This window comes from Halomonas sp. 113 (assembly GCF_904067645.1).
GTDB lineage: Bacteria > Pseudomonadota > Gammaproteobacteria > Pseudomonadales > Halomonadaceae > Vreelandella > Vreelandella titanicae.
Genome location: NZ_LR881453.1, coordinates 1,791,106 through 1,804,155, shown reverse-complemented (window position 1 = coordinate 1,804,155; position 13,050 = coordinate 1,791,106). Strand labels below are relative to the sequence as shown.

13 protein-coding genes are annotated in these 13,050 nt (G+C 49.0%); 1 reads left to right on the top strand and 12 read right to left on the bottom strand.

Features of this window, described 5'->3' with window-relative positions; translation table 11 throughout:
- Nucleotides 1–660: 660 nt before the first annotated feature.
- From YERSI8AC_RS08490 to YERSI8AC_RS08445, 10 genes are all read right to left on the bottom strand, one after another.
- A complete protein-coding gene (locus YERSI8AC_RS08490) occupies nt 661–1,254 on the bottom strand; it encodes an AlbA family DNA-binding domain-containing protein (RefSeq protein ID WP_159176553.1) in 594 nt (197 codons plus the stop codon).
- Nucleotides 1,255–1,349: 95 nt separating this feature from the next.
- Nucleotides 1,350–2,678: a hypothetical protein gene (locus YERSI8AC_RS08485; RefSeq protein WP_159176552.1), complete on the bottom strand. Its 1,329-nt coding sequence runs from the start codon at nt 2,676–2,678 to the stop codon at nt 1,350–1,352.
- Between the two features lie 119 nt (nt 2,679–2,797).
- Nucleotides 2,798–3,292, bottom strand: a complete 495-nt coding sequence (locus tag YERSI8AC_RS08480) for a hypothetical protein (protein ID WP_159176551.1) — start codon at nt 3,290–3,292, stop codon at nt 2,798–2,800.
- A gap of 748 nt (nt 3,293–4,040) precedes the next feature.
- Nucleotides 4,041–4,964, bottom strand: a complete 924-nt coding sequence (locus YERSI8AC_RS08475) for a hypothetical protein (RefSeq protein ID WP_159176550.1) — start codon at nt 4,962–4,964, stop codon at nt 4,041–4,043.
- 496 nt (nt 4,965–5,460) lie between these two features.
- On the bottom strand, nt 5,461–7,254 hold the full coding sequence (locus tag YERSI8AC_RS08470; RefSeq protein WP_159176549.1) for a DUF927 domain-containing protein: 1,794 nt from the start codon (nt 7,252–7,254) through the stop codon (nt 5,461–5,463).
- A complete protein-coding gene (locus YERSI8AC_RS08465; RefSeq protein ID WP_159176548.1) occupies nt 7,251–8,243 on the bottom strand; it encodes a toprim domain-containing protein in 993 nt (330 codons plus the stop codon). Before YERSI8AC_RS08465 ends, YERSI8AC_RS08470 begins: the two co-directional genes overlap by 4 nt.
- Complete coding sequence (locus tag YERSI8AC_RS08460; RefSeq protein WP_159176547.1) at nt 8,236–8,553, bottom strand: hypothetical protein; 318 nt, start codon at nt 8,551–8,553, stop codon at nt 8,236–8,238. Before YERSI8AC_RS08460 ends, YERSI8AC_RS08465 begins: the two co-directional genes overlap by 8 nt.
- The gene (locus YERSI8AC_RS08455; RefSeq protein WP_159176546.1) at nt 8,546–8,785 is read right to left on the bottom strand and encodes a hypothetical protein; all 240 of its coding nucleotides are present in this window, start codon (nt 8,783–8,785) and stop codon (nt 8,546–8,548) included. Before YERSI8AC_RS08455 ends, YERSI8AC_RS08460 begins: the two co-directional genes overlap by 8 nt.
- Nucleotides 8,786–9,234: 449 nt before the next feature.
- Nucleotides 9,235–9,462: a hypothetical protein gene (locus tag YERSI8AC_RS08450; RefSeq protein ID WP_159176545.1), complete on the bottom strand. Its 228-nt coding sequence runs from the start codon at nt 9,460–9,462 to the stop codon at nt 9,235–9,237.
- The gene (locus YERSI8AC_RS08445; protein WP_159176544.1) at nt 9,459–9,761 is read right to left on the bottom strand and encodes a helix-turn-helix transcriptional regulator; all 303 of its coding nucleotides are present in this window, start codon (nt 9,759–9,761) and stop codon (nt 9,459–9,461) included. Before YERSI8AC_RS08445 ends, YERSI8AC_RS08450 begins: the two co-directional genes overlap by 4 nt.
- A gap of 278 nt (nt 9,762–10,039) precedes the next feature.
- Between YERSI8AC_RS08445 and YERSI8AC_RS08440 the strand changes: the two genes are divergently transcribed.
- Nucleotides 10,040–11,314 (top strand): hypothetical protein, encoded by a 1,275-nt coding sequence (locus tag YERSI8AC_RS08440; RefSeq protein WP_159176543.1) that lies wholly within the window; start codon nt 10,040–10,042, stop codon nt 11,312–11,314.
- Between the two features lie 24 nt (nt 11,315–11,338).
- On the opposite strand, the gene YERSI8AC_RS08435 is transcribed toward YERSI8AC_RS08440, so the two are convergent.
- Both YERSI8AC_RS08435 and YERSI8AC_RS08430 read right to left on the bottom strand, forming a co-directional pair.
- Nucleotides 11,339–11,473 carry an ogr/Delta-like zinc finger family protein gene (locus tag YERSI8AC_RS08435; RefSeq protein WP_422822537.1) on the bottom strand — a complete coding sequence of 45 codons (135 nt, stop codon included), beginning with the start codon at nt 11,471–11,473 and terminating at the stop codon, nt 11,339–11,341.
- A 263-nt stretch (nt 11,474–11,736) separates the two neighbouring features.
- A complete protein-coding gene (locus YERSI8AC_RS08430) occupies nt 11,737–12,945 on the bottom strand; it encodes a tyrosine-type recombinase/integrase (protein WP_159176541.1) in 1,209 nt (402 codons plus the stop codon).
- Between the last annotated feature and the right edge of the window lie 105 nt (nt 12,946–13,050).

Here is a 13,050-nt window from a genome sequence, read left to right as displayed (position 1 = left end):
TATTTTAAACAACTAAATAACCGAGGAAATACATTTGACTACCTCGTTTGAACAAAGCATTGTTTAAGCGAGCGTATGTATTAGCCCTTTTAAATGATTGGGAACTTATTCGTGCAAGAAAAAATCAAGTGGTGGAAATTGTCTTTAATAAAATCGTAAGTTGGTAGCCATAGTTTTCGTGACGTACAAATGTCCAGCCGTGCCACTCAGCAGCAAAGACGACCAAATAAACGATAAGCACTTAAAGGCAGTCACTGTATTTCATCCGCTGGTATAGAAGGCAGTCTCAATAACCAAGCGCGCACGACGTGACTTCCACTCCAGTTCGATCTACATCGTCCAGGCGTGATGGATGTCAATGGCATCTAATTAGCAGATAGAGTTTGGCGTCCCTGGCAGGAGCAAAATAAAATCCATAAGCTATTGATATTAATGGACTCATAAAATAATTTAAAAATATAATATACCACCTCGTATACCAGTACATCAATTTGTAACGGCAAACGGTACTCACCGATATCATCAAACACTGGTGTCATGTCCGTAACAGATAAGATGCTTAAGGATAAAAATTAATTCCAGTATAACCTTATGTAATTTTTGTATAAACTTTACAGCTCAGCTGCTTTAGACATCATGAGCGCGAAGATAATTGATTTTTTAAAAACCAATTGTGCCAAGAACGACACCGACCAAGATACCGACAAAACCACCTATTGAATGATCTCTAATTTTCGACTTCAGGCTATTTTCTTCAGCGATCTCGCTCTTTAGGCTGCTGATTGTTAATTCGAGTGACTCGATCATTAGGGTTTGCTTTTCGAGTACCCCAGAAAGCGTTTCAATAGAACCATTTGGCGATCTTATTAAGGAACTGATTTCATTTTGATGCATCACCCTGACATGTTCACCGCTTCTTATGTAGGCTCCAGAGTCACAATAGATAATTTGGTCTGATTTAGTGACCTTTATAACAGCAACATATAAAACAATACGGATTTTCTTTATATCGTAAGTTACAACGTCAGATAAGCTAAGCATTCCAAGGGCTTTTTCAATTTTATCCCTTGCGATTTCAGGGTCTACGCCACTTATGGTAGAAGAGTCACTGACTCCAAATAAAATCGTGCCGCCATCTGCGTTTGCAAATGCAGATATTACTTTTGCGAGAACGAGCGGCGAGGTATCGGAACGCAAAAATTCAACGCTCTGACTCTCTCCATGAGACATCATTTCAATAAGATCTATTTCCAAGCAATTCTCCGATTCTCTTTGGCTTTTAAAGCCCTGATGAATAAAATAGAATGAAGCGAAAACATTCAATCATATTTATCTTTTAAACTAGCTTATCAAATGATTTCATCGGTACCTTCAATCATCGAAATGATTAATGATATAGGACTTTGCCCATGGAACATTACTCTAAGAAATATGCCATCCATAAGAGCAAATTCAGCTTTACCATTACCAATAAAAATAGCTTCACCCTTATGCCTATAAGGTCGATTACCAGTCTTATCTAAGCGCCCTCGTTCTTTATTCGTAGCAAAACGGACAGATAAACCAGCTTTCTCGCACTGCTTAAGTAAAGATTCAATACATATAGCCATACATACTTGCTTACGTCCAAAAAGAACATCAAACATGTGCTTTTCTGGCAAGTTTCTACTAAAAACGGGCAAAGCCAGAGGGTGAAGCATACTATCAATTAAGAGAGCTCTGGGACAATCAGGAGTTCCACCTGAGCTATCAAACCAAGAATTGAATATTACATGCCCGCTCATAAGCATATGTTCTGAGGCATAGACCCCAAGGAAAACACAGCCGTCAATTACGTCGATCGCCCACCCCTTTTCATCTGCCTTATCTAATGTTTTTACTAATCTTTCATCCCAGCTTTGAATTTCGAAATAAGGCTCTGGTATATTTATTTTTTCACTTGTATCAGGATCGACCCCCTGCCCGGTAGCAAGTACTGTAGTTACATAAGACATTCTGCTTTCCTGTCTAATTATTCTTTTAAGCTGCTTAACAGCTTTATCACCCTCTTGTTGAGCAAAATAATAAAAAGCTCTATCACATTTTGACTTCATATAAAATTCCATGAAGCCGAAAATCTTAGCATTCATTGCACCTTCTTTTACTTCAGCAATTGTTATTCCTTTTTCAGGGTCACATACTAATAAATCACCGACTTGTATAAATGATGTTAAGTCTGAAATTAATGATATGGATCTAGGATTTTTTTTATGATTTTCTTTTGCCGCATAAACCACTGAATCTAAATTACAATTATATAAATCAGGTTGGTTGCCAGATTTAAAAAACCTTCTTGCATGGCATAGTTGCCCCCCTAATATTTGCCAAGCGATTGCATCAGCAATCCCCCTAAGCAAAAGCTCTTTCGGATAATCAAGTTTATCTTTACTCTGAATAATTGCAATTATTCCATCTTGAGCAGATTTCATGCCATTATTTGCGGCTTCATAGAAATCCTTCTTAAGCTGGGTGTCGCTACGTAAGTCTTCAGGGCCATTAATTTTATCCCATAAATGTTCAGTTCCCTTACAAGCGCTGGCATACAAATCTTTAGTCAACTCTTCATATTCAGGTGAAAAAAGCTTAAAGCGAAGAGTCTCAGTCACATCATATTTAACCTTACGTTTCTTTTTTCCCAAAGCATCTACTCCATGAAAAATATATTAACTATTTCTTATAAAACACAATACAGCCAAAACATTAACAAGTAAGGATTAGAGGCAAAAAAATTTAGCAACTGTGCCCACACATGACATGTTCATAATTTTTTCGCACTCGGAATAGCGATTTCCAGCCAATCACTTGAGCTCGACGAAACCATAAAGGGAATCGACTCACAGCCCATATATCTAGCAACAGTTAGTCTATGTTTACCATCAGCCACAACGCCTTTTGAACACAGGCCATGCTTTACGAGAAAAATTGGTGAAAGGGGTATTCTACAGCTCCATGCCTTAATAACCTTCGCAATTTTTCGTTCGTCATGAACGCATTCCCATAAAGTTTCTTTGTCGTAGATGTCTGGTTGATAAATTCCATTCCATAAATCCGTAAATGGAGCGGTGTAAATATCGATTCCTGCTTCTACTATTGAGGAGTTAATATTATTGAATTCTATAGATCTTTTTGTTTCATCCCATAGAGGAAGCACCAGCGGTGTATTCTCTTTATAGGTTTTCACCAACTCATCGATCGGCTTTCCTGCTTCAATCGCGCGGGCCCTTGCTTCTAGCGGGTTATCTATATTTGGCATTTTACTCACTGGTTATGAAAGTTATTAGGATACCCATCCTAATATTAGATAAACATATCAGCATTATTGCCCCTAAAATTCAGTTTACCAAATTTTCAGTCACGCTAGTTTTAGTCGACAAAAGACCGCTCTCCAAACTGAATAGGGGCACGAATGCTACTAAGTTGAAGCACTTACCGGAAATGTAGACACCTTTAAAAGTAGTTGATGACCCGAAAATTAATGACTTCAATTAAATTTTCACTAATCAGCCATTACCTCTTTGCTTCATGATATTTAGGCAGTATTCATTATTTCTCTAGGTTTGTACAACCCAAACATATGAGACTTTAGACCACTTTGCATCACCTCTCAATGGAATGGGACTGTACTGTCAGGCCTCTTCTGGAATGCCTTTCTCAACAATTCAAAGCTTAGGTGCTTAACTTTAGGGATTGCCTCTCCCTCTTCTCATTGAAGGCTTATAAAACTGCATGATTTCGCATGGCTCCCATGCATCCCAAAACCGCTTACAGCCCACCAAAGGCTGGCTTTGGCCCATTTTGCAGGGTGCATGAAGAACTGCCCCACAAGCGAACTCCGCAGGCGGGTGGGGGACAACGCGCCGTAGGTTGCGGCGGCCTGGGGGGCCTACCCCTTGGCGACCACCCTATATAGCCGCTGTGTGCCGCTGTAAGCCCTGCTAATGCTTTGAAACGAGAAAGCCCCGCACAGGGCGAGGCTTTGGCTTGAGGGGCGTGATTGAGCGCTAGGCGGCTGTATCGTCGTTATCCAGCTCATCAAGGCTTGGTACGAAGCCCATTTTTTCTTCAAGCTCTTTCAGCTCACGTGGGAAGCGGATGGGTGAGTAATAGCCGCCATCTTTATAGTCTTCAAACGGCAGGCGCTCAGGGATCTCGGTTCCTGGGAGCTTTATCCGCTTGTGATCGACTGGTATGCGACTGAGGAACAGATCGCCAAGTGCCGACATTTGACGCCTGCTCACCTCGCGATTCAGTTGAGCGGTGTCTTCGTAGTTCATTACCGCCTTATAGGCCGCTCCTTTTTGCTTCCAGGCATCGATCCCTAACGTAGCCATGTAAGCATGATCGTTGCAGGTATCTGTTTCGATGCGCTCGAACAGGTACTTCACAACCTCCCCTAACTTGGCCATGCACTCTGTGTTACGGGAAAGCTCGTCCACAGCTTCAATTAGGCGATTATGCGTCACCAAGTCGATGAGCCTGCTTTTATTGTCCACTAAGGCATTACGCGCCAGATAGGTATACATTTTGATCCACTGGGCCTGTGGCTCAAGTAACTCGATCATTTCCTTGATCTGCTCGGCCTCTAGCTTAGCCTGGGTTTTCTGTTTGACCTTATCGCGCATCGATTTAGTCTGTTTGCCAAAGCCTTTCAAAAAGCTCTGCTTCCACTCTCCATCGGCTTCTTCGCCCTCCTGTTCTAGCGCGCTTAGCGTTTTTTTCAGCCGATCCAGTTCATTGCACACCTCTGTCAGCTTCCGGCGACGCGTGAGGTATCTCTTCAAGCCGTTCTCGACATTCTCGCGCAGATCTTCCTCTGAGATACAACTCGCTATGTAGGGAGCATCGAAGTAAGTAAGTGAACGTCCAGGCGCTTTCCCCCCTTTGGCGGGTACAGGAGCTTGAACTTCCGATTTTGCGGTTTCCATGCTTAGGCCCTCGTTGCTGTTACGGTCGGTCTGTTGAGTGGTGGTTGCTGGTTGGTTCATCAGGCCCTCCATTGGGCGGTTGGGGTGCAGGGTGAGGATGCGGAGCCAAGGCCCCACGGTTGGGAAAACGGGAGAAAGAAGAAAAGCGCCTGCCAGAAAGGGGGATGGGGCACGGCAAGGAGACAATCAGGAAGTGTTCGCATAACGAACGAAACCACTCCCCTATAATTCCCCTGACTGATTTCAAAAACGCGGGCAACGAGGCAACACCGGTAACACCATTGATTTAATTGGTATTTTTTTTGGCAACCTGTAGCCGCTTTTTTAAAACGGCAACAGACAAAATCAGGTGCTCTATAGATATAAAGATATGTGTTGCCTTTGTTGCCACCTCTCTTATTAATAGGCAACGGCTGCAAGCCGCATGGTTGCTGGGTGTTGCCGTTGTAGCCAGTGTTGCCACAGAAACTAGGTTCACGCGTAAAAAGCCTATCCATCATTCGCCCCCTCGCTCTGCATCCAGCTTGTCGGGATCAATGACGAAAAAGCGCGTGCTCCCTCCTCCTGGCAGGCGGTAGTTTTTCTGGCGGCGGCCACTGTCGGTTTTGGCTAGCACGTTGTAGGTTTCCAGGGTGCGTATCACGCGGTCACGGCCATACCCCGCTGCCGCCTCAGTCAGTGAGGCACGGTTGAACAGGTAAAGGCGCTTGCCGTCCTCGATCTCGAAGTAACCTGCTCGATGCTTAATGTTGGAGTTGGGTAGCTCAGCAGCAATATTGGAAAAGCGGCTATCACCGTGCATGGCGATAAAATCTGATAGCGCGCTAAGTATTTGCCGATCTTCTGCGTTACCGTCGCCCACCCTGGCGATCCACTCGCGAAAAAGCTGGCGGCTTGCATTGGCTGCGGTGCCCTCTTCCCACGGCAAAATTCCGTAAGTTGTCGCCAGTTCCCCGGCTAGCCCAATGATGGCGAAGCGATCCGCTACCCTGCCCGCCTGGGGGCCTTCAGAATTGAATCCTTCCCGTACCTCAGCAAACCGCCGATAAAAGTAGTCGGGATCGGTTTCCTTGAGTATCTGCTCCACGAAGGCGGGGCCGATCATGCCGAAGTGGTGCGCTGTGGCCGTGGTCAGCCTTCTATGGAAGGTGGCCCCACTCATGCCGTGTACGTCGTCAAAGGCGCGATAAGTGCGGGTGCCTGCGTTCACGTCCACCATGCGCAGTTCTGCCCCGGCATGGGCGGCATTGCCAGAAATGGCGGCGTGTTCTGTCAGCGATCGTTCCCCACTGGAAAGCGCCAAAACCCGCCAATACAGCTTGGGCCGCCCTTCCCGTTCGCGGGTCATGGTGCCCTTGCCCGTTCCGTTAGCGATGGCGTAGGCCATTTCTTGTACCCGCTTCGGATCGGCGCGCTTGATCTCGTCCAGAATCAGCACCGTGTCATTGCGTGACGATGCCTCGATCTCGATACCACCCCGCGACATATCCCAAGAGGCGGCAAAGCGGCTAGGGTCACCCCATACCGTGGCGGCGAGTGCCTGGGCGAGTGACTTACCGCTTGAGGAGTCGCCTACCAGATGCACACCGCCCCCATTCACGCCTACTTTTGAAAGCAGCGGGCCTGCCAATGCGCAGCAAACCGAAAGGATCAGTACCGGGTTGCCCTGGCAGTAGTAAGCCAGCTCGCTTTTCCAGCCCTCCAAGGTGCCCCGCTCTGAAAACAGTAGTGCGCCCTTGCCGCTATCCTGATAGCGCACATCTTCACCGCCTAAAACCCGGCTCGGCAGCACAAAGGCCCCGCTTCGCTCGTGCCATCCTGGCTTGGTGGTTGTGGCGAGAATGCGTGTTAAGCCGTGGTAGCTAGCAATGTAAGCAGGCACATAGCGGCGTTGGTGGTAATCCACCTCTAGCCCTTGGCGTAGCAAGGCTTTCAGCACCTCTTCCCCTTTGCCCGCTAGGGCTTCCATGGGCATGACGTACTCAATGGCGTGGCCGCGGTGCTTGAAGCGCAACAGGCGGCCCACACTGCCATCGTCGCTATTGATCGTTTCCGCTTTGACGTACAGCGGTGCGCACAGCCAGAGGTCAAACGGCTGGCCTGCCTCGTCGCTGTTGGTGTGCTTGATGCCGTGATACCAAGTGCCCGCCCGGTACTGCTTGCCTTCAACCATGGTTGGCCCTTCATACACGGCGTAGCTGGGGCGCTCTAAGGTGTCGATCTTGGGCGCGGTCGGCTTGCCCACTAGGGCAAGGTGCGCTTGTTGTTCGCGTGTCGTTTGCTCGCTCATGTGGCGTTCCTTTGCTGGCGATACCAGCGAGCTAAGTCGTTAAAGTCGCTGAGTGTGGTGGGGGCGTCTTGTGGCCATACGGGAAACAGCACCAGTGCACCCACTGCCAGCGCTGCCGCGTTGGCGGCGGTGCGGCCTGGGTTGCCGGGGGTCAGGCGGTCGTCATCCCCGGCTATCACCAAATCCAGGGCGTCGTATCGTTCGCGTAGGGTTTCGGCCACGGCGGCAAGATTGCCCGCGTTCATGGCACACGCCACTGGCTCGCGGGTATGGGTGTGAAGGGTTGCTCCAGTGGCCCAGCCCTCACAAATAAAAAGCTGTCGGCCTGCCTGCACCCTGCCGAGGGGCGCATAAGCGCCCCGCACACGGCCACCTTTCAAAAACCGTTTGTGGCCTTGCTGGTCGATGCACTGCACATTGACCAATTGCCCATCCGCATAAAGCGGCACAAGTAATTGGCCCTGTGCGGATTGGCGAAGGTGGTAAGGCTCAATCCCCTTTTCCACCAAGTAAGGGTGCGCAGGGTTAGCGGGGCCTGCCGAGTGCCAAAGCCGTTTCGCCGCCTGGGCAGCGCGTTCATGGGCAGCTAAACGCTCGGCGTCTGCCTGCTGGCGTAGCTGGGTTTTGGTGGGCACATCGTAGGGCTTGGGTAGCGGCGCGGTAGAAGCGCCTGCACGTTGAAAAATACCTAGCCCAAGCTGCTCATCGATCAGCCTAGCGGCGTCGACTTGCCGACAGTTACGCAGGTAGCTCAGCAGGGAGACCAGATCCCCACCGTGGGCGTCTTGGTCGGCAAAGTCGTTCCACTTGCCAGAGACGAGCGACACGCCAAACGAGCCTGGGCAGGCATCGGCGCGGGCCGTGTTACAGGCTACCCACTCACTCCCCTGGCGCTGCCCATCAGGCAGCCATTCGGCCAGTAGAATTTCAGCGCTGTTCAGTGCCACCGCCGCGACCTGCTGAATCTTTTGGATAGTCGTTTTAGCCATGGCGCACCCCCTTCCTGGCAGGCGCTTGTTGACGTTTTGCGACTAGGCGGGCAGCCATGAGTAGGTCATGGGAGTCAGCTAGCAGAAAGCGCGACGCAATCGCCACATTGGCTAGATCGCGGGCATCCGCGCTGGCTCCTGGCGTATCCAGTTGGCAAAGCGTAAACATTAAGTTGCTAGCGGCTTCCAGACGGGCTTCCGCTTGGTCAAACAGTGCGTCGTGATCGGCGCGGGGGTCGATCAATAGGCACTCTGCCTCGGTCAGGCAAAGCGCATCTTCTAGGCGTGGGGATTGGGTGAAATTAGGCATGATCCACCCCCTCAACGCATAGGCGCTCTAGCTCGATGAGAAGTTGGTCATGTTCTTGGTAAGAAAGGGCGTTAAGTGCGCAGGCCATGCGAGCCATGCCTAACAACTGGTGAAGCTGTTCAGGCTTACGGTTCACACGGTAAGCAATCAGTTTTGCACCGATAAGCGCGGTAGAAACTTGCGAGGGGGAAATTTGGGTGTGCGTATACGCACCTTGGTTTTGATTGGCCATGGGTAAGACTCCTTTGTGTTTGGAGTCACCACGATCCTTCCTACGGGATTGGGTGGCGACCGTACGCGGGGTAGGAAACCGGTCACAAAGGAAACCGGCCAGACCGAAGTCTGCCCACGCACAGCCGCCATAACGACGCACTACAGGCATGAAAAAAGCGCCTGCAATGGTAAGGGCGCTGTAGCGCCTTTGTGTAATCGGGTTCCTACGCCCGGCTGCAGATTTTGCTACAGCACTACCATGATAAGCATTCCCTAGCGTTCCTCGCAAGCTTTCGAGGCAGCAAATTTCACTTACTTTGATAGACTTCATGGGCACCTTTCTTTTGCTTTGCTTCGGCTCCATCGCCCCCCAGCTTTGGAGCCTTTTTCGTTTTTTGGGCAAAACTTCCCCCTACCCACTGGGCATTAGCCCAGCAGCGCTACTACTTGCGGAAAGGGTTTAGGGGGTTAGCAGTCGGTTTCGACGATGCCCGTAGACGATTGCTTGCTGAAACGCTGGGCACTTCCACTCTGACCGTTCATCAGCTTGGCGTAGATGTTTCCTGTCGTGCCCTTACGGAACGTTTGCTCACTAGGGGTACGCATAGCGTCCATCATGGCGGTTGACAGTACCGCCACATCCTCAGCGGTCAGTTGCAGCGTGGTGCCGTTGATCGTGACTTCAAACTGGTTCATGCGCGTTGCTCCTGCGGTTGGGTGGTCATGCGTAGCGGTGTGGGGCAGTTTTCCAGGCGTTGACGTTTGCGCTGTTCCAGACAGTGAGCAATCCAGCTATCCACCTCCTCTTCCAGCCAAGCAACGCTTTTGCCACCGATAGGCACCGGGGCCGGAAACGTGCCCTGGCGAATACCTTCATAAATGGCCGAACGGCTCTTTCCGGTTTTCTGCTCCACGTCTTTACGGCGCAACAGGCGATTGCCTAGCGGGATCTGGTTCACGGTCTTGAAGTTGGGTTGGTGTGTGGTGTCGGTCATGGGTTTATGTCCTCGCGGTCTCGTTCCCAGCAAATGCTCCAGTAGCCCGACTAAGCTTGACGCCCATGCCAAAACCTTGCCAGCGGCAGCATGTGTAAGAGGGCCTTCGTACAACGCGATACAACATTTGGCCTTGCACAGGCACAAAAAAACCGCTGCGGGGGCAGCGGTTCAGTTGCAAAGCAATAAATGGATAATGATTGCTTTGGGTAAGGAGTAAAGGCTAATTTACATATTTACACTTCACTAAAACCTCATAGCCAAGGATCAGAAATACAATGCAACAAGATTCCGAACGCGTGTATAACAATACTTTTCGTGGACAACACCCGACTGACTATAACGCATGTGTTGGAAACAACGGCTTTCAAGATACTGAAGACTATATTCAAGGCTATATTGATGCAGCAAAAAAGCTACTTGACGAAATTGCTAACAAACCAGCCCATGACAGCAATAGAGACACTATAATTTACCCTATTGCATTTTGCATAAGGCACTCCCTTGAGCTTTGCCTTAAAGGTGCAATAGAGTCGTTGAGAAATATACGTGACAGTCATGAACTAAGAAGCTTCAAGCTTTCGTCTACCCATGATATCGGTGAATTGTGGGCATTTTACAAAGAACAATCAGAGATAACAGATAGGCGCTATATAGCAATCAACAAAAATCTATCTGAATATGTATCTGACATATTTGAAATTGACCCTAACGGGCAAACATTTCGTTACCCAGTAGATTTAAACAACCAAAAGCACTTAGTAAAAACACCAGTAATTAACTTGCTTCTACTAAGAGAAAGGTTTATAGAGCTTTCTGACCTTATTAGCGAACTTGGCTTTGCAAACAGGTCTCTCCAGAATGAGTATTCAAAAAAAACTTATACCAAATCACTATCAAGGTATGACCTATATTGCATAGCCCTGAGTTTGCCCAATTATCATTTATGGAGAACAGAAATATTCAAAGAGATTAAAAGCGAAATAAAAACAAGCTACTCAATTGGCTCTAAAGAATTCAGCGCAGCAATAGACTTAATTAAAGAAAACCATGAACTATCTAGCCTAATAGGCATCGAGAAAAAACTAACATATATAGAAAAGGAAGATATTTCCCATTATTTCAAACAGTGGTTACCTTATAGTCAGTTCAATCTTATGGATAACGGATTTAGCGTTGACGCAATGATAAAGCACAACGAAATAGAGCTTGAATACATCGAGAAATGCCTTGAAAAGATCAGCATAAATGGGTTTGCCGAACTCCACTCTCTTTATGAGCTAGGAAATGACCACTTCCCAATTTATTCAGAGGATTTTGAAAGCATCCTCCAAAGTAGCTTACAAGACATACAGCTTGCAGAAAGAGAAGAAAGAGTTCATTCAGAAATTGGAGAATACCTATCAAAAACTACGCTAATGACGACCATTTATAGAGCACTGCAGATACTTGGCCAACTTGAAACCTGTCAGTATTTGGAGGCAGAGTTTAGGGAGCTCTCAGACGTTGAGCCTCTCGTTTTATCTAACAACTACCCGTATCCACTTGGCTAAAATCAAAAAAATTCAGCAAAAATCTTAAGAAATGCTTAACTCCACTTTAGCTCTGGCTCCACACTTGGGGCCAGTACAGTTCAAATAGAACACTTTGAAATACTGAGAAACGCGCCTACTTGTTCTAACACGAAAAAACGAACCGCATTTGCCACACATATCGCCAAAAAAGCACAATTCATCTGGATAGCAGATCCTTTCGTCGACAAGTACGCAGCTAGCTTCAGGCTCTTTCTCGCTTATGTCACTCTCAGCCTTTGGACGTTTGTAAGCCCTAACAGGCGAGAAATGCAGGTCAACGCGCCAAAGCCGCCGACAGCCGTAGCACTGCAACACCGCCTCTTGGTGCTGGTTGGTTATCCTGCGGCGCTGCGTGGTTCTCATAATGGCCCCACACGCTGGGCACTTCTCCCCTAGCCCTTTCATGATGCTAGACCTTCGCTTCGCCTCTCGGTGCCAAAGAGGTGATCTGCCCAAAATTGCATCATGGCGGGCCGCTGATCCGGGGCCATGTGTTCGGCGTGGGTATAAACGCCCTCGATACCCGGCAGCTTGTGCGATAGCTGGGCCTCGATCCACTCTCTAGGATAGCCCAACTCTTTTAGGCCAGTGGCCACCACATGGCGCGTGCCGTGGGGTACATGCTTGCCTTCGTAGCCCATGCGCTTTAACGCCATGTTGAAGGCGGCATCTGATATTGGCTTACGGGGGTTATTGCGGCCTGGGAAAAGCAATTTGAACGCGCCTGTTAGCTTGTGCAGGTAGCGCAGCTCGTCCACTGCCTGGGTAGGTAACGGCACTTGGTGCGCCCTGCCCATCTTCATGCGTTCGGCGGGAATCTTCCATACAGCGGCTTGCAGGTCGATCTCTTCCCATTCTGCCATGCGCAGCTCACCAGGGCGCACCGCCGTTAGCAGCAGTAGCTTTAGGCCAATGCGCACCATAGGGCTTTTTTGGTAAGCCTCGATGTCGCTCACGTACTGCGGCAGCTCGCTTTGGGAGATATGGGGGAAGCTGCCCCGCTTGTAGGGTTTAAGCGCCGTGTTGAGGTCTGTAAGGGGGTTGTAGCTGGCCCTGCCCGTGATGATGGCAAAGCGGTAGATGTCACGGCAAAAGGCGTGCAGGCGGCGCCTCTGCTCGAATTTGCCCGCCTCCTCCAAGGTACGCAGTATCTCCAACCACTCTAGCGGCAAAATGCTCTCTATTGAGCGGTCTCCCACCTTCGGAAACACGTACATTTCAAGCACGCGCTTGCTGTCGTTGGCGCGCTTCGAACTTTCTTTCCAGCGCGGCACCATGGCGACGTGCCACTCCATCGCAATCACTCTGAACGTATTCTGCGCGGCATACTGCTGGTGGCGTTTATCGCTCTGTTTCTGCTCTACGGGGTCGATACCCTGGGCAAGTTGACGCCGTATGTCCGTTCGCTTCTCACGGGCCTCTGCAAGGCTCACATCGGGGTAACTGCCAAGGCTGACCATGTTGCGCTTGCCGTTGGGGCGGGTGTAACGCAAACGCCACCCACGGCGGCCATCTGGCCAAATCCTCAGTTCTAGTCCTTGACCATCGGAGAGGGAGATAATTTTCGTGCCAGGTTTAGTTGCGGTGATCTGCCGGATAGTTAGCGCCATGGTGGTATACCGAGCATCTTCGAATGGTGAGATATACCATTCTGTATACCATTTGTTAGCTGGCTTTGGAAGGAATGCCGAGGAACAGTGAGGGCTAAAAAATAA